General features: G+C 53.1%; 24 protein-coding genes. 8 read left to right on the top strand and 16 right to left on the bottom strand.

All coding sequences use genetic code 11. The features are described 5' to 3' along the window. Positions 1-58 precede the first annotated feature (58 nt). On the bottom strand, positions 59-580 hold the full coding sequence (locus A8O25_RS03105; protein ID WP_338152723.1) for a hypothetical protein: 522 nt from the start codon (positions 578-580) through the stop codon (positions 59-61). Positions 581-836: 256 nt separating this feature from the next. On the opposite strand from A8O25_RS03105, the gene A8O25_RS03100 reads away from it, so the two are divergent. Continuing rightward, a complete protein-coding gene (locus tag A8O25_RS03100; protein WP_066830733.1) occupies positions 837-2,177 on the top strand; it encodes a DEAD/DEAH box helicase in 1,341 nt (446 codons plus the stop codon). A gap of 236 nt (positions 2,178-2,413) precedes the next feature. Here the strand turns inward: A8O25_RS03100 and A8O25_RS03095 are convergent, their stop codons facing one another. Further along, positions 2,414-2,755: a hypothetical protein gene (locus A8O25_RS03095; RefSeq protein ID WP_066830731.1), complete on the bottom strand. Its 342-nt coding sequence runs from the start codon at positions 2,753-2,755 to the stop codon at positions 2,414-2,416. A 255-nt stretch (positions 2,756-3,010) separates the two neighbouring features. Here A8O25_RS03095 and A8O25_RS03090 point away from each other — a divergent pair, with 255 nt between their 5' ends. Then, positions 3,011-4,159, top strand: coding sequence for an AI-2E family transporter (locus tag A8O25_RS03090; RefSeq protein ID WP_074987929.1), 1,149 nt, complete (start codon positions 3,011-3,013; stop codon positions 4,157-4,159). A gap of 406 nt (positions 4,160-4,565) precedes the next feature. On the opposite strand, the gene A8O25_RS03080 is transcribed toward A8O25_RS03090, so the two are convergent. Beyond that, positions 4,566-5,432 (bottom strand): hypothetical protein, encoded by an 867-nt coding sequence (locus A8O25_RS03080; protein ID WP_066830722.1) that lies wholly within the window; start codon positions 5,430-5,432, stop codon positions 4,566-4,568. A gap of 103 nt (positions 5,433-5,535) precedes the next feature. Here A8O25_RS03080 and A8O25_RS03075 point away from each other — a divergent pair, with 103 nt between their 5' ends. Both A8O25_RS03075 and chrA read left to right on the top strand, forming a co-directional pair. Next, the gene (locus A8O25_RS03075; protein WP_066830719.1) at positions 5,536-6,507 is read left to right on the top strand and encodes an isopenicillin N synthase family dioxygenase; all 972 of its coding nucleotides are present in this window, start codon (positions 5,536-5,538) and stop codon (positions 6,505-6,507) included. Between the two features lie 100 nt (positions 6,508-6,607). Further along, the gene (gene chrA, locus A8O25_RS03070; protein ID WP_066830716.1) at positions 6,608-7,783 is read left to right on the top strand and encodes a chromate efflux transporter; all 1,176 of its coding nucleotides are present in this window, start codon (positions 6,608-6,610) and stop codon (positions 7,781-7,783) included. A gap of 87 nt (positions 7,784-7,870) precedes the next feature. On the opposite strand, the gene rfbA is transcribed toward chrA, so the two are convergent. From rfbA to prmC, 7 genes are all read right to left on the bottom strand, one after another. After that, on the bottom strand, positions 7,871-8,731 hold the full coding sequence (gene rfbA, locus A8O25_RS03065; RefSeq protein ID WP_066830713.1) for a glucose-1-phosphate thymidylyltransferase RfbA: 861 nt from the start codon (positions 8,729-8,731) through the stop codon (positions 7,871-7,873). 3 nt (positions 8,732-8,734) lie between these two features. Next, positions 8,735-9,712 (bottom strand): SDR family oxidoreductase, encoded by a 978-nt coding sequence (locus tag A8O25_RS03060; RefSeq protein WP_420911787.1) that lies wholly within the window; start codon positions 9,710-9,712, stop codon positions 8,735-8,737. A 236-nt stretch (positions 9,713-9,948) separates the two neighbouring features. Continuing rightward, a complete protein-coding gene (gene rfbB, locus A8O25_RS03055; protein ID WP_066830704.1) occupies positions 9,949-10,995 on the bottom strand; it encodes a dTDP-glucose 4,6-dehydratase in 1,047 nt (348 codons plus the stop codon). An 11-nt stretch (positions 10,996-11,006) separates the two neighbouring features. Beyond that, positions 11,007-12,026: a UDP-glucose 4-epimerase GalE gene (gene galE / locus A8O25_RS03050; RefSeq protein ID WP_066830701.1), complete on the bottom strand. Its 1,020-nt coding sequence runs from the start codon at positions 12,024-12,026 to the stop codon at positions 11,007-11,009. A gap of 9 nt (positions 12,027-12,035) precedes the next feature. Beyond that, a complete protein-coding gene (locus A8O25_RS03045; protein ID WP_066830698.1) occupies positions 12,036-13,325 on the bottom strand; it encodes a nucleotide sugar dehydrogenase in 1,290 nt (429 codons plus the stop codon). 12 nt (positions 13,326-13,337) lie between these two features. Further along, complete coding sequence (locus A8O25_RS03040; RefSeq protein ID WP_066830695.1) at positions 13,338-13,931, bottom strand: acyltransferase; 594 nt, start codon at positions 13,929-13,931, stop codon at positions 13,338-13,340. A 233-nt stretch (positions 13,932-14,164) separates the two neighbouring features. Continuing rightward, positions 14,165-15,028 (bottom strand): peptide chain release factor N(5)-glutamine methyltransferase, encoded by an 864-nt coding sequence (prmC, locus tag A8O25_RS03035; protein WP_066830692.1) that lies wholly within the window; start codon positions 15,026-15,028, stop codon positions 14,165-14,167. A gap of 78 nt (positions 15,029-15,106) precedes the next feature. On the opposite strand from prmC, the gene ribD reads away from it, so the two are divergent. Together ribD and A8O25_RS03025 are read left to right on the top strand one after the other, a co-directional pair. Next, positions 15,107-16,147: a bifunctional diaminohydroxyphosphoribosylaminopyrimidine deaminase/5-amino-6-(5-phosphoribosylamino)uracil reductase RibD gene (gene ribD, locus A8O25_RS03030; RefSeq protein WP_066830689.1), complete on the top strand. Its 1,041-nt coding sequence runs from the start codon at positions 15,107-15,109 to the stop codon at positions 16,145-16,147. A gap of 494 nt (positions 16,148-16,641) precedes the next feature. Continuing rightward, entirely contained in the window at positions 16,642-17,124 is a 483-nt protein-coding gene (locus tag A8O25_RS03025) for a GAF domain-containing protein (protein WP_066830680.1), read from the top strand. Positions 17,125-17,524: 400 nt separating this feature from the next. On the opposite strand, the gene A8O25_RS03020 is transcribed toward A8O25_RS03025, so the two are convergent. The 6 genes from A8O25_RS03020 to A8O25_RS02995 all read right to left on the bottom strand — a co-directional run bounded on the left by A8O25_RS03020 (position 17,525) and on the right by A8O25_RS02995 (position 22,711). Next, complete coding sequence (locus A8O25_RS03020) at positions 17,525-18,211, bottom strand: phosphatidylserine decarboxylase family protein (protein ID WP_066830677.1); 687 nt, start codon at positions 18,209-18,211, stop codon at positions 17,525-17,527. 108 nt (positions 18,212-18,319) lie between these two features. Next, the gene (locus A8O25_RS03015) at positions 18,320-19,594 is read right to left on the bottom strand and encodes a Glu/Leu/Phe/Val family dehydrogenase (protein ID WP_066830769.1); all 1,275 of its coding nucleotides are present in this window, start codon (positions 19,592-19,594) and stop codon (positions 18,320-18,322) included. Positions 19,595-19,720: 126 nt separating this feature from the next. Further along, positions 19,721-20,560, bottom strand: coding sequence for a phosphatidate cytidylyltransferase (locus A8O25_RS03010; RefSeq protein WP_066830666.1), 840 nt, complete (start codon positions 20,558-20,560; stop codon positions 19,721-19,723). 134 nt (positions 20,561-20,694) lie between these two features. Beyond that, entirely contained in the window at positions 20,695-21,339 is a 645-nt protein-coding gene (locus A8O25_RS03005) for a DUF3667 domain-containing protein (RefSeq protein ID WP_241498918.1), read from the bottom strand. A 79-nt stretch (positions 21,340-21,418) separates the two neighbouring features. Next, positions 21,419-21,676, bottom strand: a complete 258-nt coding sequence (locus A8O25_RS03000; protein WP_066830651.1) for a hypothetical protein — start codon at positions 21,674-21,676, stop codon at positions 21,419-21,421. Positions 21,677-21,757: 81 nt separating this feature from the next. Then, positions 21,758-22,711, bottom strand: a complete 954-nt coding sequence (locus A8O25_RS02995) for a CPBP family intramembrane glutamic endopeptidase (protein ID WP_066830648.1) — start codon at positions 22,709-22,711, stop codon at positions 21,758-21,760. Positions 22,712-22,767: 56 nt separating this feature from the next. On the opposite strand from A8O25_RS02995, the gene dusB reads away from it, so the two are divergent. Next, positions 22,768-23,769: a tRNA dihydrouridine synthase DusB gene (gene dusB, locus A8O25_RS02990; protein ID WP_066830645.1), complete on the top strand. Its 1,002-nt coding sequence runs from the start codon at positions 22,768-22,770 to the stop codon at positions 23,767-23,769. Between the two features lie 775 nt (positions 23,770-24,544). Then, complete coding sequence (locus A8O25_RS02985; RefSeq protein WP_241498917.1) at positions 24,545-25,492, top strand: DMT family transporter; 948 nt, start codon at positions 24,545-24,547, stop codon at positions 25,490-25,492. Positions 25,493-25,535 lie beyond the last annotated feature (43 nt).

The raw sequence follows: 25,535 nt of genomic DNA, 5'->3' as shown, positions 1-25,535 counted from the left end.
TTTTCTAAAAAACAGGCCGAAAACAGCACCCCGAAACCTTACAAGGGAAATGTAACCGTTACACCTTCACTTTCCTCAGCCATTTGCCCACCGCACCGGCCACCACTCCGGCCATAAGGTAATAGGCAATGGTGAGCGCCTGCGTTTCACGGGTGCGGTTGCTGGGGGCGGTCCCTAAGCCCATGGGCCCGGGCAGCACTACGCCGCCAATTCCAGCCACTGCCCCTAAAATGGAGCCCCGCCACAGTGCGTTCTTTTTAGAACCGGTGAGGCTGTAGTACAACCCATTGGAGACAATGTCTCCCACCAGGGACCAAGTGTGCAGCCTTTCTTCAGTAGGTGGCGTTTTTCCGGCGTAGTGCAGCCCTTTGGAGATGGCGCGCATGCCCAGAATATCCATACGGGGGGCATTGGGGTAGAAGCGCCGCACCGTTTCATGCACGGCCGTTACCGCCACGGCTCCTGCCAGCCCGCTTAAGCCCGCCCGCAGCCATTTATTCATACGTTTCTTAGACGGCTTCTTGGTCTTTTTCTTTTTTTGCTCTTTGTCTTTCTTTTTAGATCCCATAGTCTTGTTCATTTATTCGGCCGTTTCTCCCATTAGAAAGGGGCAAGGCAGATTTACCAGATATTTAACCCTTTTCAGGCGTGAAGGTTGCCTCAGAAAGCATACCGCCCTACCAACAAAGCTTCTGTTTATGAGCCGTTTTCACCAAAACAGGTGAAAAACGCATACTGAATCTTTTTGTGTAGCTTTGTGTCTTTAAAAGGTAGGCGATGGGCGCTGATGCTCTCGCCTTTTATTTTTGGCCGTAAGTAGGCCGCTATGATTGAACATGACATTTTCAGAACTTAATTTAATTGACCCTATCCTGCAGGCCCTGCAGGAGGAAGGATATACCTCCCCTACCCCTATTCAGGAACAGGCTATTCCGCCGGTGCTAAACGGTGATGACCTGCTGGGCTGCGCCCAAACCGGAACCGGTAAAACCGCGGCTTTCAGCTTGCCGCTGCTGCAGCGCCTGCATGAAGCCGGGCCCGCCCATCCGGCCAAAGCCATCAGGGCCTTGATCCTGACCCCTACCCGTGAGCTGGCCCTACAGATTGGTGACAGCATCAAAGCCTACGGCCGCTATACCAAAATACGCCACACGGTGGTGTTTGGCGGCGTGGGGCAGGTGCCGCAGGTAGAGCAGATCAGACGCGGGGTAGACATTCTGGTGGCCACCCCTGGCCGTCTGCTGGACCTCATGAACCAGGGCCTGCTGTCTCTCAAGCATATTGAAACGTTTATTCTGGATGAGGCTGACCGTATGCTGGACATGGGCTTTATTCATGACGTGCGCAAAGTCATTGCCCAGATACCGGCCAACCGCCAGACGCTGCTGTTCTCGGCCACCATGCCGCAGGAAATTCAGAAACTGTCTTCCAGCATTCTTCGGGAGCCGGTGTATGTAGAGGTGACCCCTGTTTCCAGCACCGCAGAGAAGATTGCCCAAAAAGTGTTTTTTGTGGAGAAAACCTACAAGCGCGCCCTCCTGAAGCATTTGCTCAAAGGCGACGAGATTCAACGGGCCCTGGTTTTCTCGCGCACCAAGCACGGTGCAGACCGCATTGCCAAAGAACTGTCTAAGGTAGGCATCTCTGCGCAGTCTATTCACGGTGACAAAGCCCAGAGCACGCGCGTGAAAGCCCTTACCCAGTTCAAGAACAATGAATTGAAAGCGCTGGTGGCAACAGACATTGCCGCCCGTGGCATTGACGTAGATGATTTAACCCACGTGATCAACGTTGACCTGCCCAATGAGCCGGAGACCTACGTACACCGCATTGGCCGTACCGGCCGGGCTGGCGCTGAGGGCATGGCGCTTTCCTTCTGTGATGACACAGAACTGCCTTACCTGCGGGATATTGAGCGGCTTACCAAGCAGACCATACCCGTTGAAGAAGAGCAGCCATATCATGCTGATTACCAAAAACTGCCCATTGGCGGCGGCAAGTCAACTGACAAAGCCCGCTCTACGCCTTCTGCCAACCGCGGGGGCGGCCAAGGCCGAAGCCCCAGAACCGGGCAAAGCCAGAACAGCGGCAGAAGGCCAGACAACCGCCAAGCCAGCACCCAAGGGAGCGGCAGCAATGACCGGCGGTCATCTGGCAACCGGGGCGGCAGACGCTAATACAGAATATATCAAAATAGAAAAGGCGACCACAAGATGTGGTCGCCTTTTCTATTTTAGCGCTGGTTTACATTTTGCTTTTGCAGGCGAAACGGGGGGCGAAAGGTTCTTCTATCCCGTTTTAGAGCAGCATAGCAGCGCCTGGTGCAAGGCAACCGCAATGTCAGGTTCTTTAAAGGCCCGTTTGCAGCGCAACAGGCAAATGTAAAAAAGCTCTTAAGCCGGTGCCGCTACACTTACGCGTTCTTGCCAGCTTTTCTGTTTTTAAGGGCCATTTTGCCTTGGCTCACCCAGCCTTGTTTAGAGGCAGCCAGGTACCCGGCTCCCAGTGCCAGGGCCGCACCGCCAATTACTTTTTGGGTGGTGCTCAGGCCGTTATACGTGCGGGCGCAAGTTGCCCCAAAGTCTTTCACCGCCTGTGGCACCTGAATGTTGCTCAAGCTGCCTGTAATGCTATCCAGCATGCCGCCTTTGCCGTTTGCCTGAGCAGAAGCATTGGTGCGGTTGGCTGAATCCTGGTCATAAGAAGTGGCTTGTGAGGCATCAGCCTGGGGCAGTTGGTTGGTTTGATTTTCCATAGTTGTAAAATAAATATAATGGTTTTGAACAATGTCTGCTGACTGGCGTCGGCCAGCCGGCCCCTACACAGAGAGGCGAATCCATTTTATCGGATATGCGCGGGATTAGTTGCGTTCCCATCCTTTTTTTCTCACATTTTTTCAAGAAGCGTCTTTCAGCCCAGTTCCTTCGGCCCACAACATTACTTTGATGATATATAGCAATTTTTGCACGTACTACGTAAAAGGGTCTGTCTTTCTCTATTCCCGTTGCCTATGACACCCAACCCTGCACCTCACACAAATACAACTTCTACCTCCTCGCACCAGTTTCTGAAAAGAGTTCTTCTGGTGGCGTTGGTGGCGGCACTCCTGTTCCTTTTTTACACCATTGTGAGAATGGCGTTTCAGGTGCTGCTGGTTTTCTTTGCCGCCGTGCTTTTTGGTATTCTGCTGCACGGCCTGAGCTCGTTCCTGCAGCGGCACACCAAGGTGCCTTACAAGTGGTCATTGGGCATTGTCTGCCTGCTTCTGGCAGGGGCGGTAGTGGGTTTGTTCATGTATCTGGGGCCCAGTCTGTCTGAGCAGTCTGAGCAATTGGGCAAAGCGCTTCCAGAGGCCTATGATAAACTAAAGCAACAGATTGCCGCGTTGCCTTACGGGCAGCAGCTCCTGAAGCAGATTCCGCCGCCAGAACAGATGCTGAAAGGGCAGGGCTCCGTCATGCGGAATGCCTTCTCTTTCTTCTCCACCACCTTTGGGGCGCTGGCAAATATGCTGATTGTGCTGGTGATTGGCATTTACCTGGCCACTTCACCCCGCGAAACCGCCAATGCGCTGGTACGGCTGGTGCCTAAACCCCGCAGACCCAGAACCCGTGAGGTGCTTCATGTGCTTAGGTACACGCTTTGGGGGTGGCTAAAGGGCACGCTGCTGGCTATGGCCGTTATTGGCATTCTCACCGCCGTTGGCCTGTCAATCATAGGGATACCGCTTTCCCTGCTGCTGGGGGTGTTTGCCGGTCTGCTGGAATTCATACCCAATATTGGGCCGTTCATTGCCGGGGCTCCCGCCGTTTTGCTGGCGCTGGTACAGGACCCCACCAAGGCGCTCACTGTGGTTCTCTTCTTTATTGCCCTGCAGAGCCTAGAAGGGTACGTGCTCACCCCGCTGGTTCAGAAGAAGATCATTGACCTCCCTCCCATTCTCACCATCATGGGCCAGGTGCTGCTGGGGCTCATTGCCGGCATGTGGGGCCTGCTCCTGGCAGTGCCTATGGTAGCGGTGGTCATGGTACTGGTGAAGATGCTCTACATTGAAGATGTGCTGGGAGACTACGGCGTAGAGGTGAAGGGGGAGGAAGAAGCCATTGCCCTTGAGGAGAAAAGAGACCAACAGGGCTTTCAAGAAGGAGCTGAAGGGTAATGCCCAGTTCGGGGCAAAAACCACTCCTGTTTTAGGGTTGTTTTCAGAAAACTAAGCCGAAAACAGGAACCAGTTCTGAAGGACTTTGGGCGGTATTTCATTTACGGGCCGGGCTTCCGCTTTTTCAAATAAGATTGAATCCAGCACTCCTTTGGGAGGAGATTTCTGTTTTGGGGCTGTTTTTTCAAAAACAGCCCCAAAACAGAAAAGCCGCTCTGTTGGGAGCGGCTTTTCTGCTAAGAACCTGTTGGGCATTTGTTTTACGTGCGGCAAAGGAGCATAGTCAGAAGCTACCTTGCATGTAGCGGGCAGCTACCCGGTTCTAGAGCCTCCATAGCAGAAGCTTACACGGCCCTTCTTCGCATTCAAAGCTAAAATGCCAACCTGCTTTAGCCAGGGGTTGCACTTATTGCTTCAGGGTAATTTTGCGTTCTACGGTATTGAATGGCCCCGGGATCACCTGGCCCTGGCTGTTGATCAGCTCCAGCTTGAAGGTGTTTTCGCCCATAGGCAGGCCCTCTACCAGGTACGGCAGCCACTGGTCCAGAATGAACTCATTGCCGTTGATGGTCGCACGCACCTTGTTGCCGCCTTTGTCAAGCGAGGTGTTCACCAGATAGAAATCCAGCATGACCTTCTTGGTGTCAGCGCCTTTGTATTCACCTTTGGGACGGCTGTAGAACAGGTGCTGCCCGCCTTCATCAAACTTAAGGTTGCTCTTGCCACCGTTGCCCACCGTGATCACCCGCAGGTCATAGGCGTCTTTATGCTTGATGCTCTCATGGTATGACCGTGACAGGAAAGACAGCACCACGTGCTGGCCCGGCTCAATGGCTTTCTTGAAGCTGGGTTTGTAGTGGGCGGTATAGGGCTCGTTGTCTACAATGTTGTGGATGTGCTGCCCCTCTTTGGAGTTGGCATGCTCATGGGTGGCAGCGTCTGGGGTCTGCTGGCTCAACTGGTAGTTTTTCACCTCGTACTCAAACTGCACGGAGTCACCTGCCACTTTCCCGTTTTTCTCCGGCTGGTTCAAGTCAAGGTCAGCGTCTGGGAAGTCTACCGAGTTGCTGTAGGAATACACTTTCAAACCGCCCTTTTCCATGGGCGTACCCATGGTGCCCGCATGCTGTACACCCGCACTGTCATGCCCCATGCTGTGGTCAGCGGTGGCAGTGCTGTCAGTATCAGTGGTGGAAGCAGAACGGTTCCCATCACAGGCGCTCGCTATGAGCAGAGCGGCAATGGCTACAAAAGATAAATGTTTCTTTTTCATAGGAATGGTTTTCGTACAAATACGTAGAATGTTTCAAAGGTAGAAAATTTGTAACTTGCAGCCCCCTCAACACCCATATTTTACAACCCGTCATTAGAAGACCATGAGCGAGAAATTATTAGAGGAAATCCCTTCTTTAGACTTAGCCGACTTCACGTCTGGCGATCCTGCCCGCAAAGCTGCTTTTGTGCAGGCGTTGGGCGAGGCATACCAGAACATTGGGTTTGTGGCCATTAAAAACCACGGCCTCAGTGATGACCTGACCAAACGGTTATACGCTTCTACCCAGGAGTTTTTTGGGCTGCCAGATGAGGTAAAAAGCAAATATGAGATCCCGGGCCTGGCTGGTCAGCGCGGCTACGTGGGCAAAGGGAAAGAACACGCCAAAGGCCGCAACACCGGTGACCTCAAGGAGTTCTACCACGTGGGCCAGATGGTGACCGACAATGACCCTATCAAAGACGAATATCCAGAGAACGTTTGGCCCGCTGAGGTAGAAGACTTCCAGCCGGCCACGTCTACCGCCTACAAGTTACTGGAGGAAGCCGGTAAGAACATGCTGCGCGCCATTGCCCTGTACCTGGAGCTGCCAGAGAATTACTTTGATGACAAGGTGCATAACGGGAACAGCATTCTGCGTGCCATCCATTACTTCCCTATTGAAGACCCAGACAGCGTGCCAGCAGATGCCGTACGCGCCGCCGAACACGGAGACATCAACCTGATCACCCTGTTGATGGGCGCAAGCGCCGATGGCCTGCAAGTGCTGCGCCGTGACGGCAAATGGATTCCCATCACCGCCCTGCCAGAGCAGATTGTGGTCAATGTGGGCGATATGCTGAGCCGCCACACCAACAACAAGCTCAAGTCTACCATTCACCGCGTGGTGAACCCGCCGCGTGAGCTCATGAACACGTCCCGCTACTCCATTCCGTTCTTCATGCACCCGCGCTCTGAGATGGATTTGACCTGTCTGGAGAGCTGCATTGACGCGCAGAACCCCAAGCAGTTCCCAGATATTACCGCCGGTGACTTTCTGAACGAGCGTCTGGTAGAGCTTGGGCTAAAAAAATAAGCCATTCCTACTGATTTTGAAAGGGGCCTTTTAGGGCTCCTTTCGTTTTTCTGCTTATTTTTAAAAATTAAGCTTAAAACAATTTTCCCCTTATACCCACTTGCGTCCCCGTAACTACATTTTCCTGAAAGATGTAGCCTCCCTTTCGCTCACGGCGTTTGGTGGGCCGCAGGCGCACGTGGCCATGATGCTGCAGCTGCTGGTGGAACGCCGCCGGTACATCAATGAGAAAGAGCTGCTGGAGTTGAATGCGCTCTGCAACATTCTGCCCGGCCCTTCGTCTACGCAAACTATTACGGCCATTGGCTTTAAAATTGGCGGCCCCAACCTGGCGTACCTTACCCTGCTGGTCTGGATTGCCCCCGCGGCCCTCATTATGATTGCCGCCGCCGTTTTGATTTCCTTCTTAGGAGAACAGGGCGCCCCGCTGGGCTTTACCCGCTTTATTCAGCCCATGGCGGTGGGCTTTGTGGCGTTTGCCGCCTACCGCATCAGTTCAAAGGTGGTGACTACCAAGTTGGGCATTGTGATATTGATGGTGTCTGCTATTCTGGCCTATTTCTTCCGGTCTCCCTGGGTTTTCCCGGTTCTGCTGTTGGCCGGAGGCAGTCTCACGGCGTTCCGGTTCTCAGCGCAGCCCATTCTGGAGAAGAAGCCCATGAAGGTAGAGTGGGCAAATTTTGTGCTGTTCCTGGGCGTATTTGTGGGTGCCGCCTTACTGGGTAGGTATACGCAATTGCGGGCGGTGCTCCTGTTTGAGAACTTCTACCGAAACGGCAGCCTCATTTTTGGCGGCGGGCAGGTGCTGATTCCGTTGATGTACACTGAGTTTGTGGAGTTCAAGCACTATCTGAGCTCCAAAGAGTTTCTCTCCGGCTTTGCCATGGTTCAGGCGCTACCGGGTCCGGTCTTTTCCTTCTGCTCCTATATAGGCACCCTCTCCATGCGGAACTACGGGATTACCGGCCAGCTTATTGGTGGCGTGGTGTCTACGATTGCCATCTTTCTGCCGGGCACGTTTTTGATCTTCTTTGTGATCAGGTTCTGGGAGGAACTCAGGAAGTACCGGGTGATTCAAGCGTCCTTAGAAGGGATCAACGCCGTTGGCTCTGGCATGGTCTGCGCGGCGGCCATCATGTTGTACCACCCCATTGAGAACACCCCCTACAATTTTGGATTGGTGGTAGTGACGTTTGCCCTGCTGCTCTGGACCAAGATTCCGGCCCCCGCCCTGATTCTGGTTGGGTTGGTAGTGGGTTTGCTATTCCCCAATTAAAGCTGTTTTTGGCCTGTTTTCAAAAAAACAGCCCAAAACAGAAATGGGTTCTGCCTTCGGGCTGTTTGCGTTCCTAATGGGCTATGGCTACTTCAGAATATTAAGCAGGTAATCCCCGTAGCCGCTTTTGCGCAACGGTTCAGCAATGCGCTGCAGCTGCTCTGCGTCAATAAAGCCCATACGGTAGGCCACTTCTTCAATAGAGCCTATCTTCAGCCCCTGCCGCTCTTCAATCACCTGCACAAAGGTGGCCGCCTGCATCAATGACTGGATGGTGCCGGTGTCTAACCAAGCCGTTCCTCTGTCTAAGATCCCAACCTTGAGTTTGCCCCGGCGCAGGTATTCTTTGTTCACATCTGTGATCTCATACTCGCCTCTGGGGCTTGGCTCCAGATTCTTAGCGATCTCAATCACATCATTGTCATAGAAATACAACCCCGGTACGGCGTACTTAGACTTAGGCTGTTTGGGCTTTTCTTCAATAGACAGGGCTTTCTTGTTTTCATCAAACTCCACCACCCCGTAGCGCTCGGGGTCGTGCACGTGGTATGCGTAGACCACCCCGCCTTCCGGGTCATTGTTGGCTTGCAACAGTTTACTCATGCCGGAGCCGTAGAAGATATTATCCCCCAGGATCAGGGCAGCCTTGTCCTGGCCAACAAAGTCAGCACCTAACACAAACGCCTGCGCCAGACCGTTGGGCACCTCCTGCACCGTATAGCTGAAGTTGCAGCCAATCTGGCTGCCGTCACCCAGCAGGCGCTCAAACATGGGGAGGTCATGCGGCGTGGAGATAATCAGGATGTCTCTTATACCGGCCAGCATCAACGTTGACAGCGGATAATAGATCATGGGTTTATCATACACCGGCATCAGCTGCTTGCTTACCGCTAGGGTGAGAGGGTGCAATCTGGTGCCGGAGCCCCCTGCTAAGATGATTCCTTTCATGGTCTATTTCTGGTTATAGATGAAGTCCTGGTTATCTCTGAACCAGGCTAAGGTTTTCTGTAGACCTTCCCTAATCCTGATCTGCGGGTCATAGCCCAACAACCGCTGCGCTTTAGAGATATCAGCCAAGCTGTCTCTGATGTCACCTGCACGCTCTGGGCCATATTTTGGGGTGATGTCTACCCCCGCCTCGTCTTTCAGAATGTTGAAAAGATCATTCAAAGAGGTTCTATCGCCCACGGCAATGTTGTACACCTGGTTGATGGCCTCTGGGTTTTCCACCAGAGCGGCGCGTATGTTGGCCTCCACGCAGTTCTCCACGAAGGTGAAGTCACGGGTTTGCCCGCCGTCACCGTTCATTCTGGGAGGCTTGCCGTTCAGTACCGCATCAATGAACAACGGAATGACTGCCGCATACGCCCCATTCGGGTCCTGGCGCGGCCCAAAAATATTGAAATACCGCAAGCCAATGATTTCCATGCCGTAGGTTTTGCCAAAAACGTCTGCGTACAGCTCATTGGCGTACTTGGTCACCGCATACGGAGAAAGCGGACGGCCAATCACGTCTTCCACCTTAGGCAGGGACTTGCTGTCACCATAGGTAGACGATGAAGCCGCGTACACAAACCGTTTCACGCCTTGCTCCTTGGTGGCCATGAGCATGTTCACAAACCCACCCACGTTTACTTCATTAGAGGTGACCGGATCTTTCACGCTGCGCGGAACAGAGCCCAAGGCTGCCTGGTGCAGCACTACATCTATGCCTTGACAGGCTTGCATGCAGGTTTCCAGATTCCGGATATCGCCCTCCAGCACTTCTAGTCTGTCATTATCTTGGAAAGCTCTCAGGTTTTTATGGAAACCGTTGGAGTAATTGTCCAGTACCCGCACTTTTCTGGCGTTGTACTTCAACAGGTACTCTACCAGGTTAGAACCAATAAAGCCAGCGCCGCCGGTGACTAAAAAAGAAGTTTGCTCCAAGGAGCCGCTGTGAAAAGGATGTTCGTACACTGTAATTAATTAAGAATTCAGAATCAGGAACAAGGAATAGATGCTGTTTTTGGCCTGTTTTCAGGAAATCAGGGCCAAAACAGCCTTTCCTCTTCTTTTCCTATTACAAAAGCCTCTGCCGCCTATTTAAGCACGTGACTTGAGGTAAAGCAAAATTGCGTTTTCAGCCTCTTTTCTGAAAAACAGGCCGAAAACACAATTTTCATTTACCGGGTATATTGCTCTTTGTAGTAGTCTTGGTAATGCCCCGAAGTAACTTCCTGCAGCCATTTTTCATTCTCTAGGTACCAGTCTACCGTTTTCTCCAGGCCTTCTTCAAAGGTCACAGAAGGTTTCCAGCCCAGTTCGTTCATAATTTTAGAAGAATCAATGGCATAGCGAAGATCATGACCGGCCCTGTCAGTTACAAAGGTGATCAGTTGGCGGGAAGTACCGGTCTCACGGCCTAGTTTCTGGTCCATGATGTCGCAGAGCAGGTGAATAAGGTCAATGTTGCGCCACTCGTTCACGCCACCAATGTTGTAGGTATCACCTACCTTGCCTTTATGGAACACGTCATCAATGGCACGCGCATGGTCCAGCACGTACAGCCAGTCTCTGATGTTTTCGCCTTTTCCGTACACCGGCACAGGCATGTTATTCTTGATGTTGTTCAGCGCCAGCGGAATCAGCTTCTCCGGGAAATGGTTGGGGCCGTAGTTGTTGGAGCAGTTAGACACCTTTACCGGGAGGCCATAGGTATGGTAGTACGCCCGCACAAAGTGGTCTGAACTGGCCTTAGAGGCCGAATACGGGGACCGCGGGTCATACTTGGTCTCCTCTGTGAACATGCCTTCCTCGCCTAAAGAACCATACACCTCATCTGTAGAGACATGGTAGAAAAGCTTATTGGAGAAGTCAGCCTTCCAGAGTTCCTTGGCTGCATGCAGCAGGTTACAGGTACCATTCACGTTGGTGCGCACAAAGGCCATGGGGTCTGTAATAGAACGGTCTACGTGCGACTCTGCCGCCAAGTGAATCACCGCATCAAATTGGTGATCCTGAAAAAGGCCGTTGATGTACTCCTGGTCAACAATATCACCTTTGATGAAAGTATAATTAGGCGAACTCTCAATATCTGTCAGGTTCTGCAGGTTGCCTGCATACGTAAGCTTATCAAGATTGAAGATTTGATAGTTCGGGTACTTGTTCACGAATAACCGCACCACGTGCGACCCAATGAAACCAGCGCCGCCGGTAATAAGTATTTTCATTTGCTCTAATGTTACTTCATCAATTGTTGCTGCCACTTCCAGGAACTGGCCAAACTGTCTTGCAAAGACAGAGACGTTTTGAAGCCTAACTCCTCTGTGGCCTTGGTCACATCTGCGTATATTGCCGGTACATCGCCCGGGCGACGTGGGCCCGTTTTATAAGGGAATGGAGTACCCGTGGCTTTTTCAAAGGCTTTCACCACTTCCAAAACACTGCTGCCCTGGCCGGTGCCTATGTTGAATACTTCAAAAGCAGCCGCATTCTCCTGCTCCAGGCGCCTAATGGCCGCCACATGTGCCTTGGCTAAGTCTACCACGTGCACGTAATCTCTAATGCAGCTCCCGTCTGGGGTGTCATAATCAGTGCCGTAGACGGTAAGGCTTTCCCTGATCCCGGCTGCAGTTTGGGTAATGAACGGCACCAGATTGTTAGGAACCCCCAGCGGCAGTTCGCCAATTAAAGCCGTCTCATGCGCCCCAATGGGGTTGAAATAGCGCAGGGCAATGGTTTTGATGCCATAATTTCCACTGGCGGCCACATCCCGCAAGATTTCCTCGTCAATCTTTTTGGTGTTGCCGTACGGCGAATTGGCTTTCTGGGTAGGCGTCTCTTCTGTCACCGGCAGTTTCTCCGGAATACCATAGACCGTGCAGGAAGAGGAGAAAACCAGATTGCTCACGTTGTTTGCTTCCATCACCTGCAAAAGCGTCACCAGGCCTGCCACGTTGTTGTGGTAATACTTCAGTGGCTCACTTACAGACTCCCCTACCGCCTTGAAGGCGGCAAAATGAATGACCCCTTCAAATTTTCCTTCCTTGGTAAATACCTCCTGTAACGCGGCGGCATCTGTACAGTCTACTTTGTGGCAAACCACCTCATGTCCCAGAATTTGGGCAAGCCCCTGCAGCACCCGCTCCTCCGTATTGCTGAAGTTATCAACAATAATGGGGGTGTAGCCTGCATTGTACAGTTCTACTACCGTGTGGGAGCCAATATAGCCAGCCCCGCCTGTTACCAAGATTTTACGCATAGGAAGATTTTATAAGCTCCAGTAAGGCAGTGAATTGATTTTGCCGCGGTAAATGCCCTTGAGGTCAATTACAATAGGGTTGTCAGAGGAGATGCCCTTGAAGTAGTCCTCGTCATGACCCAGGTAATCTTTGTGGTTCACAGCCACCACCACGGCATCATAGTCATTGCTGGGGTTCTGGGTCAGGGCAAAGCCATACTCATGCTCCAGCTCCTCAGAGGAGGCATACGGGTCTACCACGTCTACCTGCACCCCGAAGCTCTTCAGCTCGTTGATCACGTCTGCCACCTTTGAGTTGCGGATATCCTCTACGTTCTCCTTGAAGGTAGCGCCCATCACCAGCACTTTGGCTTTGGAGATGGCCACGCCCTCCTTGATCATCATCTTGATGGCCTTGCTGGCCACGTAAGCCCCCATGCCGTCATTGATGGTACGGCCGCTCAGGATCACTTTGGAGTCATAGCCCAGCGCTTTAGCCTTGTAAGTCAGGTAATACGGGTCCACGCCAATGCAGTGGCCGCCCACCAGCCCCGGGAAGAACTTGAGGAAGTTCCACTTGGTGCCCGCCGCCTCCAGTACCTCAAACGTGTTGATGTTCATGCGGTCAAAAATGATGGAGAGCTCGTTCATCAGGGCGATATTCACGTCGCGCTGGGTGTTCTCGATGATTTTGGCCGCCTCTGCCACCTTGATGGAAGACGCGCGGTGCACACCGGCCTCTACTACCAGTTCATAGACCTTGGCAATCACGTCAAGCGACTCAGCGTCACAGCCTGCCACCACCTTTACGATCTTGGTGAGGGTATGCTCTTTATCACCCGGGTTGATGCGCTCGGGTGAGTAGCCTACTTTAAAATCAGCGGGGAACTTAAGGCCGGACTCGCGCTCTAATACAGGGATACAGTCCTCCTCGGTGCAGCCCGGGTAAACGGTTGACTCATACACCACATAGTCCCCTTCTTTCAGGACCTTACCCACGGTAGTAGAAGCCCCAATCAGAGGCTTCAAATCTGGCAGCGCGTAGGCGTCAATAGGGGTGGGAACAGCCACAATAAAGAAACGGGCTTCTTTCAGCACGTCCAGCTCATGGGTGAACGTGATATCAGCTCCCTCAAAAGCCGAAGATTCCAGCTCCCCGCTCGGGTCAATGTTGTTGCGCATCATCTCCACGCGCTTCTCGTTGATGTCAAACCCGATCACGCTGATCTTCTTCGCGAATTCCAGCGCAATGGGGAGCCCTACATATCCTAATCCGATAACCGCCAGCTTGGCTTCTTTGTTGAGGAGTTGCTGATACACAATAAAATTATTTTAAATGGACAGTTTAGTTACACTATTATTTTCCAGCCGGTACTGCTCACCGGTCTCGGGGCAGCTGGCTATGTTATTCTCATTGCTGAATTGCAGCTTGTGGCCCGCCTCGCTCACCCAGCCGTGCTGCCTGGAAGGGTTGCCATAGACCAGGGCGTAAGGGGGCACATCTTTGGTCACCACGGCCCCGGCCCCTACCAGGGCGTAGGCCCCTATGGTGTTTCCGCAGACAACCGTGGCATTGGCCCCTATGCTGGCGCCCTTCTGCACCAGCGTTTTCTGGTATTCGCCCCGGCGGTTGATGGCGCTGCGCGGGTTCAGCACGTTGGTGAAGACCATAGAGGGTCCCAGGAACACGTCATCCTCACAGATCACCCCGCTGTACACAGAGACGTTGTTCTGGATCTTCACATTCTCCCCCAGCACCACGCCAGGTGAGACCACCACATTCTGGCCAATATTGCAGCGTTTCCCAATCACACAGTCTGGCATGATGTGGGAGAAGTGCCATATCTTGGTGCCTTCCCCAATCTGGCAGCCCCCGTCAATGACGGCGGTTTCATGGGCAAAATACGGGGGGGTGGTGTCAGTCATGTATAACGTGAGCTTCTACAGAATCAGGCTGCATACGCAAAAAGCCTCTGCAGGGATATTACTTTTTTTACTACCGCAAAGGTACAAGTTTTATAACAATTCCTTGTAATCTGTTTGTTACCACCAGCCTTGCTGCTAAAGAAGGCGAATCTAAAGAAAGAAATCTTTACTGAATCAGCTGTTTTTACGCCATTTTCTAAAAGTGCGTTGGTATGCGCAGAAAGGCAAGAGCATTAGTTGCCCGCCCACGTGGCCGCTACCATCCGCTCCTTACCCCGCAGGTCTGTTCTCACACGGGCCTCACGGTACCCCTGCGCCTGCAGCATAGCCACGGTCTCCTGCGCGAACTGCTCATTGATCTCAAAGAAGAGCCTCCCGCCGGGCTTCAGCAGCCGCTGCGCCACCTCAGCAATTCTCCGGTAGAACAGCAGCGGGTCCTCATTGGGCACAAACAGCGCCAGGTGGGGCTCATGGTGCAAGACGTTCTCACGCATCAGTTCTTTTTCCTGCTCCAGCACATACGGCGGGTTACTGATGACGGCATCCAGGCTATAGGGCGGCAACCCAGGCACCTCCCGCAAAATATCCTGCTGCAGCCACTCCACCCGCTGCCCCAGCTCCAGAGCGTTTCTTTTTGCCACCTCTAAAGCATCTCCAGAAACATCCAGCCCCCACACGTGCGCGTGCTCTAGTTCGGCGGCCAGCGTGATAGGGATGCAGCCACTGCCGGTACCAATGTCCAGCAGCCTTACTTCTGGGTGGCGCTCATACGTTTTGACAACCCACTGCACCAGTTCCTCTGTCTCCGGCCGCGGAATCAGCACGGCGGGCGTCACCTTAAACTCCCGTCCGTAGAAAGACGCCTCACCCAGCACATATTGCAGCGGTTCCTGCCGCAACAGCCGCTGCTGCGCTTGCCTAACCTGTTCTAGCAGAATTTCTGAGGCAGCCCCGGCTCGCTTTTGCATGAGCCCAAACCGGTTGGTCTGCAGGAAATGCTCCAGCACCCACTCAGACATAGTGCGGGCTTCAGGTTGCTCGTAGACTTGTTCCAGCTGTTGCGCCAGTTGCGCTAAAACCTCTCCTATGGTGGGCATCCTCTTCAGTTTTGGGCAATTTCTGAAAAAACAGCCGATATTGGGACATGAATCACACAAATTGCCCGTAAACAGCCTATGCCTGCTCATCAGAAATTCATGCAACGCGCCCTTAACCTGGCCACCCTGGGCCAGGGCTGGGTGCGCCCCAACCCCATGGTAGGCTGCGTGGTAGTACACCAGGGCAAGATCATTGGCGAAGGCTGGCACCAGCAGTTTGGCGGTCCGCACGCCGAGGTCAATGCCCTCAACAGCGTGCAAGACAAAAGCCTTTTGCCAGCCAGCACCGTGTATGTGACGCTGGAGCCCTGCTCCCACTACGGCAAAACCCCGCCCTGCGCTGATTTTCTGATAACCCACGGCGTACGGGACGTGGTGATCTGCAACACAGACCCCAACCCGCTGGTGTCTGGCAGAGGCATTCAAAAACTGGTAGATGCCGGCTGCAAAGTTCACATAGGCGTCTTAGAAGCAGAAGGCCTGGAGATGAACCGGCGCTTCTTCACCTTCCAGACCAGAAAGCGCCCCTACCTGGTTTTGAAATGGGCCGAGTCTGCTGATGGCTTTATCGCGCTCCCCGGGTTTAAAGGCTGCCAAATCTCTGGCACTTTGTCTCAGAAGCTGGTGCACAAGTGGCGCACAGAAGAGCAGGCCATTCTAGTAGGCACCCGCACCGCCCTGCATGACAACCCCCGGCTCAACGTTCGGCACTGGCCAGGGCAGGCCCCCACCCGTATCTTCATTGACAGGCAACTCCAGGTACCCGGCACGCACCACCTGTTAGATGACACCCACCCTACGTTGGTGTACACGCTGGCGCGGAAGGAAAATCTGCCCAAAACCCAGTTCGTTACCCTTTCGCCGGAAGGCGGTTTCCTGGAGCAGATGTTGCAGGACCTGCATCAGCGGCAGGTGCAGTCTGTACTGGTAGAGGGCGGCACCGTGCTACTGGAAACGTTTCTGCAGGCTGGGCTCTGGGACGAGATACGGGTGTTCAAAAGCCCGGTGAAATTGGGGGACGGCGTGAAGGCCCCCGCCCTGCCGGCCATGCCGTTTGCTTCCAGAAATTTGGCAGGCGCTGATGAACTGACTATTTACCGGAACCACTTCAGCCTCTAGCTTTTCTGTTTTCGCTGTTTTTCAGAAAACAGGCCGAAAACAGAACATCGGCTTTGCCGAAAAGCAGACAGAAAAAAGAGGCTCCCGCTGCCCCTGTTTGCGGCCGCGCAACATTGTGGCAATATTGCCATTTTCAACTGGCGCCGCTAGTTCCAGAACCAAAGGAGCGGCTCCCCTAGCCCAGCAGTTTCTCTTTAGCAGAAGAGCACCTCCTCCATGATGGGCGTTCTGTTCCATAGAAATTATTCTAATCGCCCGCGTCCCGCAAGTGTGAGCTACTTTCGGCCTCCGGCCGATTCCCTGGCTTTGCTCGCCGCTTCATGCAGCGGTGAGAAAACTTACCGGCCTTCTCGCAGGAGGGGAATCTGGCGTTCCGTTTTATGAAACCAGTTGCGACAGGAAACCTACTGCCCTACCTTTGCAGTTGTAGTCACACAGTTGCGGCGCGCCTTCTTATTGGCACCTCAGCACTTTATTCACAAGCATAGTATCTCATGGCCGAAGACTTATTCATAGACAGCACCCTTACCAAAGAAGAGAAATACCAAGCGCTCCTGCCCCAGATTGAAGCTCTGGTCACCGGGGAACCCGATCTGATTGCCAACCTAGCCAATGTGATGGCCGCGCTGAAAGAAACCTTCGGGTTTTTCTGGGTGGGGGCATACCTGGTGAAGGAAGACCAACTGGTGCTGGGGCCGTTCCAGGGACCGGTGGCGTGCACCCGCATTCCGTTTCACAAGGGGGTGTGTGGCGCCTGCTACACCCGCCAGGAAACCATTCTGGTGCCAGACGTAGAAGCGTTTCCGGGGCATATTGCCTGCAGCAGCGCCTCCAAGTCTGAGATTGTGGTGCCTGTGCTCAAAAACGGTGCCGTGAAAATGGTCTTAGACGTAGACAGTGACCGGTTAGATGACTTTGATGCCGTAGACCAGAAGTACCTGGAGCAGTTAATGAAGCTGGCAGAGAACTGGTTCTAAGCTCGTATCACGTAGCAAGACTTTCTGTTTTTGGCCTGTTTTGGCGAAAACAGCCCAGAAACGGAAATAGCGACTTGGTGCGATTCGGTTGATAATGGCGCAAGCGCCGCTTGTGCCGGCGCGCATTTCTGAATCAGATATACCTAGTCACAAGCGGACGCTTGCGCCATAGAATGTCTATATTAGGAGAAGCGGTTACATCTATTGGCCAAAGCTCTTCCCTCTCCTTCTAAGAGCAGCATCACCTTTAAAATTCCTGTTTTCGCCTGTTTTGGTCAAAACAGGCCGAAAACGCAAGAAGCCTCATCTTACCCAGATGAGGCTTCTTTTTTTATAAAAAAACAGAAAAGTCGTGCTACGTGCTACCTGATACTCAACTGCGTTACCTGATACAGAAACCTTACCCGAAGATAGACCCTGAATTAGTGGTCTTCAGTTGGGCAATCACGGTCTGGCCGCCTTTGGTTTTCTGGCCCAGTTCTACCTTCACTTCGGTGTCAACGGGCACAAAGATGTCTACCCGGGAGCCGAACTTGATGAACCCGAACTCCTCGCCCTGGTTTACTTCATCGCCTTCGGTCACGTACCAGACAATTCTGCGGGCCATGGCCCCGGCAATCTGTCTGAACAACACCTCTGGACCGGCCAAAGACTCTACCACCACCGTGGTGCGCTCGTTTTTGGTGCTGGACTTGGGGTGCCACGCCACCAGATAATGCCCCGGGTGGTACTTGAAGTACTTTACAATGCCAGACACCGGGTTACGCGTAATGTGCACGTTGATGGGTGACATGAAGATAGAAATCTGCTTGCGGGTATCTTTGAAATACTCCGGCTCCTCCACGTTCTCAATCACCACCACTTTGCCGTCGGCGGGGGCCACCACCAGGTCCTCATGCAGCAGCAGGTTGCGGTACGGGCTCCGGAAGAACTGCAGAATGAGCAGGAATACAATGAAGGAAATACCTGAGAAAATCCGGTTGAAGGTGAGGTGTTCGCTGTTAAAATAGTACAGCACCATGTTCAACACCAACAGGATCAACAGGGTAAAAAACAGAATCTTTCGACCTTCCTTATGAATTTTCATTAGATACACTTACGGCTTTAAAAGCAAAAATATAAAAAAAACTGCCTCCTATCTAAAAAAAGACAGGGGGCAGTAATTTTTAACCCTATTAGCCGTTACAACACCTGCTTAGAAGCCGCCCCGGAACTTGTAGGTCTGGGCCACTTTGTCAATGGCCACAATGTAGGCGGCAATGCGCATGGGCACGTTATATTTCTGAGACGTGGCGTAGACCTTGTTGAAGGCTTCAGTCATGATCCGGTCAGAGCGCTCGGTCACCATGTCAAGGCTCCACTTGTAGCCCAGGCGGTTCTGCACCCACTCAAAGTAAGAAACGGTCACCCCGCCTGAGTTGGCCAGAATGTCTGGCACCACCATAATGCCTTTCTCATTGATGATTTTATCGGCGTTCGCCGAAGTAGGGCCGTTGGCGCCTTCTACAATCAACCTGGCCTGAATCTGGTCTGCGTTACGGGCAGTGATCACGTCTTCTACGGCGGCCGGCACCAGCACGTCTACTTTAGAGACCAGCAGTTGCTCGTTGTCAATGATCTCAGCCCCGGTAAAGCCCTCCAGCCGGCCGTTGTGCGCATTTTTGTAGGCAATAGCCGCTTCAATGTCAATGCCATTGTCATTCCAGTAGGCCCCGCTCACGTCACTCACGCCCAGGATTTTCACGCCGCGCTCGGCCAGCAGCTTGGCCGCCCAGGAACCTACGTTCCCAAAGCCCTGCACGGCAGCGGTTGACTGCGTAGGGTCCATGCCCAGTTTCTCCATGGCGGCCATGGCCGAAACCATTACCCCGCGGCCCGTAGCCTCTACCCGGCCCAAAGAGCCACCCAGCACCAACGGTTTACCCGTCACCACTGAGTTCACCGTCATGCCTTTGGTCTTGGAATACTCATCCATGAGCCACGCCATCTCCCGCGGGCCGGTTCCCATGTCCGGGGCCGGAATATCCTGGTCAGGCCCGAAAATATCAATCAAAGCCACGGTATACGCCCGGGTCAAACGCTCAATCTCGCCGGCAGACATGGTGGAAGGGTCGCAGACAATGCCGCCTTTGGCACCGCCGTACGGAATATCTACCACGGCGCATTTCCAGGTCATCCAGGCGGCCAGGGCTTTCACCTCATCCAGGAACACGTTTTTGTCATAGCGTATGCCGCCTTTAGAAGGGCCCAGGATATTGGAGTGCACCACCCTGAAACCTTCAAACACCTTTACGCGGCCATCGTCCATGGTCACGGGCAGGTTCACAATCACCTGCCGCGTGGGCGACTTGAGCACTTCATACGTCTCGTCATCTAAGCCCAGAACTTCTGCTGCTATGTTGAAACGCGACATCATAGACTCAAAAGGGTTCTCCTTGTCTTTGATGGGGGCTGGCTCTTTGTAGGCCATTTTGCTGTTTAACACCGCTTTATACTCTGCCATGTTTATAAATTTAATAATATATTGGCTTGATTTGGCTGCAAAATTATCAAATTCCTAACACCAAACTAGCATTTAGCGGTCTCTTTCAAGAAATTATAGCCGGGTCAGCTCCAGAAAAGCAACCAGAAAGGGAACTACCAGAATAAGGCTGTCAAAACGGTCCAGAATACCGCCGTGGCCCGGAATCAAGGTGCCAGAGTCTTTGACCCCCAGGTTGCGCTTGAGCATTGACTCCACCAGGTCGCCCAACACGCCAAACACCGCCACCAATACGGCCATGCCCAGCCAAAGTTCCAGGGACAGGTCAAAATACACCAGAGACAGCACCCAGCCTACCACCAGAGACAGCACCACGCCCCCGGCCCAGCCTTCCCAGGTTTTACCCGGTGAGATGCGGGGGAACAGCTTGTGCTTGCCAAAGGTTTTCCCGGCGGCGTAGGCACCGGTGTCTGAGGCCCAGATCAGGAACATCACCCCCAGAATAATCTGCCAGCTGTACCGCTCTGGCCAGAACGCCAGCACATGCAGCAGCGCGAAGGGAACGGCAATATAGAGCACCCCCAACAGCGTAAAGGCAATGTTCTCAAACGGGTGTTCCTTCTTGCGGTACAGCTCTGCCACCAGGGTGAACGCCATCAGGGGCAGCAGCAGGTACAGCCATTGGGGGTCTAACCCGCCGTACTTCACCCAGAAGAACATCACATACAGCTCCAGCCCCAGCAGCACGCCCAGCGCTTTGTTAGGCTGGTAGCCTTTGCCCGCCAGCAGGCGGTAGAACTCCAGCAGCCCCAGCACCGTGAGCACCAGAAACAGCAGGAAAAACGTCCAGGCGCTCCAGAAGATGGCCCCAATGAAAACAGCGCCACCAATAATGCCCGCCAGCAGGCGCAGCTGCAGGTTGTTAAGTTCTTTTTTAGGTTGTGGTTGCTCCATAAAAGGTGGTTATACGCAGAGATTATACGTGCGACGCGAGTAGGGGATTGTAGTTGCGTTTCTGGGCTGTTTTTGGGAAAAGAGGCTAAAAACGGGAATAGCCTATTTGACAAAATGTTGGCACCTGCAAGTTATTACCGCAGCAGCAGATCTATCATTGTGCCTATTGCCAGAGCCGCCACTGAAAAGGTGATCATGCCCAACAAATAGGCAAAAAGTGCTTTGATATAACTGGCAACTTTGCGCGGGGCAAAGAATTGGCCAATGGCAAAGGTTGTATAGAAAACCCCAATGACCATCCCTACCTGCAGAAAGTCAAAATGGGCCAGCCCTTCGGCAATCCCGAAGACGGCATAAATCAACATGCCCATGCCCATGACAAAGCACAGCAGAATTAAGATCTCAAACAGGTTGTAAGGGCTTTTCCTGAAAAACAGTTTAATCCAAAGGGCTATGAACACGCTCATGATGATGTTGGCATAGCCGTAGTGGCCTTGCACCCACGCAAAAATAGCGCTGGTGGCAGACGTATTATCTCCCTGATAGCTCATATACCTGTCTTCTAAATGAAACAAGCTGCTGCAAACAGAATAGATCAGCGACGTGATAATGATGAAAATGATGGGCTTGACCAAACGGCTCCGGTTCTCTGACAGGTAGTTTCGTATGTTTTGGCCCGGGTTGATGATGAGCTCTCTAATGGTATAGAGAATGCCCCGCTCAAAATGCAGCACGTGCTCAATCTCATGCAAAATGTAATCCCAGTCAATCCGCTTCACTTGAGCCGGTTGGCCACAGTTTGGGCAATAGTTGAGCGTTACCTCAGTGTTGCAATTCTTACAGTTCCCAGCCATTGTGCTATCTTAAACCCCGCTCCTTCAAAAGAACTTCCACTTCTTTCGTACTGTACTTTGAATTCTTGACCAATTTATAGACCAGAAACAGCGGAAGCAAGGTGAACCACCCGTACGCATTGCTCAAAACGCTGTAAAAGACTATCCCCACCAGAAACCCGATGAACACGGCGTTGATGATAGCACCTGATTTCTGTTTTTTCGCTTCGGCCAGCAGTTCCTGGTCTTTTAATTCTGATAAGTTCTTTGGGGTAGCTTCCATGATGCGCTATGGATAAAATTTTACTATGGTATAAACTGTCAGGTAGGGGAAGTTGGTGTAGGCTTGAACGTAATGTATGCTTTAAAAACGGGAAGGTTCTACGTCTCCATGGGCCGCAGCCCCATGCTGCCTGAAAGCCCTGTACAGGACATACAGCAGCCCCACTGTCAGCCCCAGTGACACCAGGGAAAGATGCCACGGTGAGGCTTGGGTAGATTCTATATCTAGCTGTATCTGCCCCCGCTGCTGCAGAAACATCATGAGCACCATAAACCCGTTATTGGTAAAGTGCCCCACAATAGGCACCCACAGATTACCAGACCACCAGTACAGGTACCCAAACAGCACCCCCAGCAGCATGCGCGGCAGCATGCCGTAGAACTGCATGTGAATGGCCCCAAAGATGAACGCCGCCACCCAGATGGCCACGTGCGGGTTACGCCACCACCGCTGCAGCTCATTCTGCATAATACCCCTAAAAACCAATTCTTCGCCAATGGCGGGAAGCACGGCAAACACAAAAAGCCCCAGAATCAACTGCGGAATGCTTTCAATCTTAGTGAGCTCCAGGGTTAACTGCCGCAGCGCCTCCTCCTTCTCCTTCGCCCAACGCTCAAACCCCGCCATGAAATCAGGGAAATCAACGTTTGCGTTCCAGTCTACCACCCAAGACGCCGCCGGCATGATCACCAGAAACAGCACCACCGTGCCCAGCAGCAGGTAGAAGGGCACCGTGGCACGGGGCGAAAGAAAGGCCAACGGCCGATGGGCATTCACTTTCAAAAAAGCCAAAGCGGCCACCGTAAACCCTACCAGATGCACCACCCCCTGGTACAGCACCAGCGCCGGGCGGCTTTCAGGGTAGTCTGCGGGCCGGGCCAGCATGTCGCCAATGTCCATGAGGCCAATACCCCAGATGGTTTTCACCAGCACCACCGCCAGAAAACTCCCAATGAACAGCCCCGCCAGCGCGAACACAAAGAACAGCAAAAGCGACTTAAGCGGGTGCAGATTGGGCGAGATGAAACCTTTCATATAGGCGGTGTGGTTTTAAAGAGGTAAATTTACGCGAATTATTTAAACTGAAGCACGTGGTAAAAATTGGCAATCTGGAACTTCCGGCGTTCCCGCTGCTGCTGGCCCCCATGGAAGACGTGAGCGACCCGCCGTTCAGGGCCGTCTGCAAAGCCAACGGCGCTGACTTGATGTACACCGAGTTCATCTCGTCTGAGGGTCTCATCAGAGACGCCGCCAAGAGCCGCCAGAAACTGGATATATTTGATTATGAGCGCCCCATCGGGATCCAGATCTTTGGGTCTGAGATTGAGGCCATGCGGGAGTCTGCGGTGATTTCGGCGCAGGTGGGGCCAGATTTGATTGACATCAACTACGGCTGCCCCGTGAAGAACGTGGCCTGCAAAGGCGCCGGGGCCGCGCTGTTGCGCGATGTTCCTAAAATGGTGGCCATGACCTCGGCCATTGTGAAAGCCGTGGAGCCCTTCGGCTTGCCGGTGACCGTGAAAACCCGCCTGGGCTGGGACGATTCCACCAAAAACGTGGAGGAAGTGGCTGAGCGCCTGCAGGACATTGGCATCAAAGCCCTCACCGTGCACGGCCGCACCCGTGTGCAGATGTACAAAGGCGAGGCCGACTGGACGCTGATTAGAAAGATCAAGGAGAACCCGCGCATCCAGATCCCCATCTTCGGGAACGGCGACATTGACACGCCGCAGAAGGCGGTGGAGTACAAAGAGCGGTTTGGCGTAGACGGTATCATGGTGGGCCGCGCCTCCATTGGTTACCCCTGGATTTTCAGGGAAATCAAGCACTACATGCAGACCGGCGAACTGCTGGCCCCACCCACCCTTCAGGAGCGCATTGACATGTGCAAGATGCACTTTGACAAGAGCCTGGAGTGGAAAGGCCCGCGCCTGGGTATTTTTGAAATGCGCCGCCACTATGCCAACTATTTCAGGGGTTTGCCCAACGTGAAAACCTACCGCACCCGCCTGGTGCAGACCGAAGACCCGGCTGAGATTTACGCCATCTTAGATGAGATTGCCAACTCTATGGAGTATGCAGAGCTAGAGTAAGCTTTTTTCTTTTGCAGAGGCGTTTTCGGCTTGTTTTTCTGAAAACAGGCGAAAACGGAAATACTTTTGTAGCCCTCATAGGTTTTGAAAACCTGTGAGGGCTTTTTTTTAGCAGGGGTTGTGACATAGACCATAGACGCTCGCAGGTCTGGAAGTCGCTGCGAGGTCTTTTGAGAATTGCTGATTGTCTATTGTTGATTGTTAAAAACGCGCTGGCGCGAGTCTCTGGACTCGTGCGACAGGCGGTTGGAGTCTCCAGACTCCCATCTATCTGCTCACGATCCGTCCCCGGGCATGTAGTCTCCGTCTCCTGACGACCGAAGCGGAGGGGATCAGTATGCGCAAGCATGGTTGCAGACTATTATCCCCTGTGGTCCCGGCGAGTCCGGAGACTCGCAGCACTCTTTGTCACGAGACTGGAGTCTCGCGCCAGCAAAGGGCCGGTATTGAGGGCATACAAAACTAGCGCGTGACCAAACCATGCACAGGAATCTGCGCCAAAGAAATCCTGCTCAAAAGACCTCGTAGCGTCTCACAGACCTGCGAGCGACTGCGCCAATAGCCTTTGCCATGACAACTTGAGCTGCCTCGCAACCCGCTCATCCTCCCCCAAAAGGAGTGAGAATCTGCTTTTACGTTTTCCGCCTATTTTTTCAAAAACAGCCCGAAAACGTAATCCTAACCTTATTAATATCCAGTCTCTATTAATATCCAGTCTCTGACCGATTCCCTATCTTTGCAGCCTCATTTTTAATTCTGCCGTAGCAGCCTTGTTGTGCCAAACAAAACCATCCCTCCTTCTATTACTGAACCAGCCACTTCTACCCCCACCATGGCGTGGGTGATTCTAATTGGGTTGGCCTTGATCTGGGGCACGTCTTTTATCCTGATCAAAAAAGGGCTGGAGGTTTTCTCGTCAGATGAGCTGGGGGCCATTCGCATCACCATTGCCACACTGGCGCTGCTGCCGTTCGCGCTGAAGGGGCTAAAAGCACCCAAGCCGCACCAGTGGAAGTTTCTGTTGCTGAGCGGACTCATCGGCAACCTGATTCCGGCGTTTCTCTTTGCGTATGCGGAGACAAAACTGGCCAGCGGACTGGCCGGGGTACTGAATTCGCTTACCGCCCTGTTCACGCTGATCATTGGGGCTCTTTTCTTTCAGCAGCGCATTACGTGGCTGCGCACGCTGGGCATCTTGATTGGGATTGGCGGCACGGCGGTGTTGATATTTTCAGGCAGCGCCCAGGAAAGCTCCTCCAACTCCTTTTATGGGCTGTACGTGGTACTGGCGACCATTTTATACGGCGGAAGCCTGAACATCATCAAGCACTGCCTGGGCGGCATTAAGCCGTTGACCATGGCCAGCCTGGCGTTGCTTACGGTGGGGCCAATTGCCTTTGCCTACCTCTGTACCACCCCGGCGTTTGACAAACTCACCACGCAGCCAGCAGCCTGGGAAGCCTTGGGGTACATTGCCATCTTAGCGGTGTTCAGCACGGCCATTGGCCTGGTGTTCTACAACAAGCTGATTCACATGACCAATACGCTGTTCGCCAGCACCTCCACCTATTTGATGCCTATTGTAGCGCTGATTTGGGGCGTGGCCGACGGGGAAACCATTCACCTCCTGCACTACGTGGGCATGGCCATCATTCTGGCGGGCGTACTCTTGGTGAACCGGGCGAAACAGAAAGGGGAAAAAGGAGTGACCGGTCTGGTTTAGGGCTGTTTTTGGGAAAACAGGCCAGAAACAGAAATCATCTGGA

The sequence above is a fragment of the Rufibacter ruber genome (assembly GCF_001647275.1).
Lineage (GTDB): Bacteria > Bacteroidota > Bacteroidia > Cytophagales > Hymenobacteraceae > Nibribacter > Nibribacter ruber_C.
This window is presented reverse-complemented; position numbering and strand designations above follow the sequence as displayed.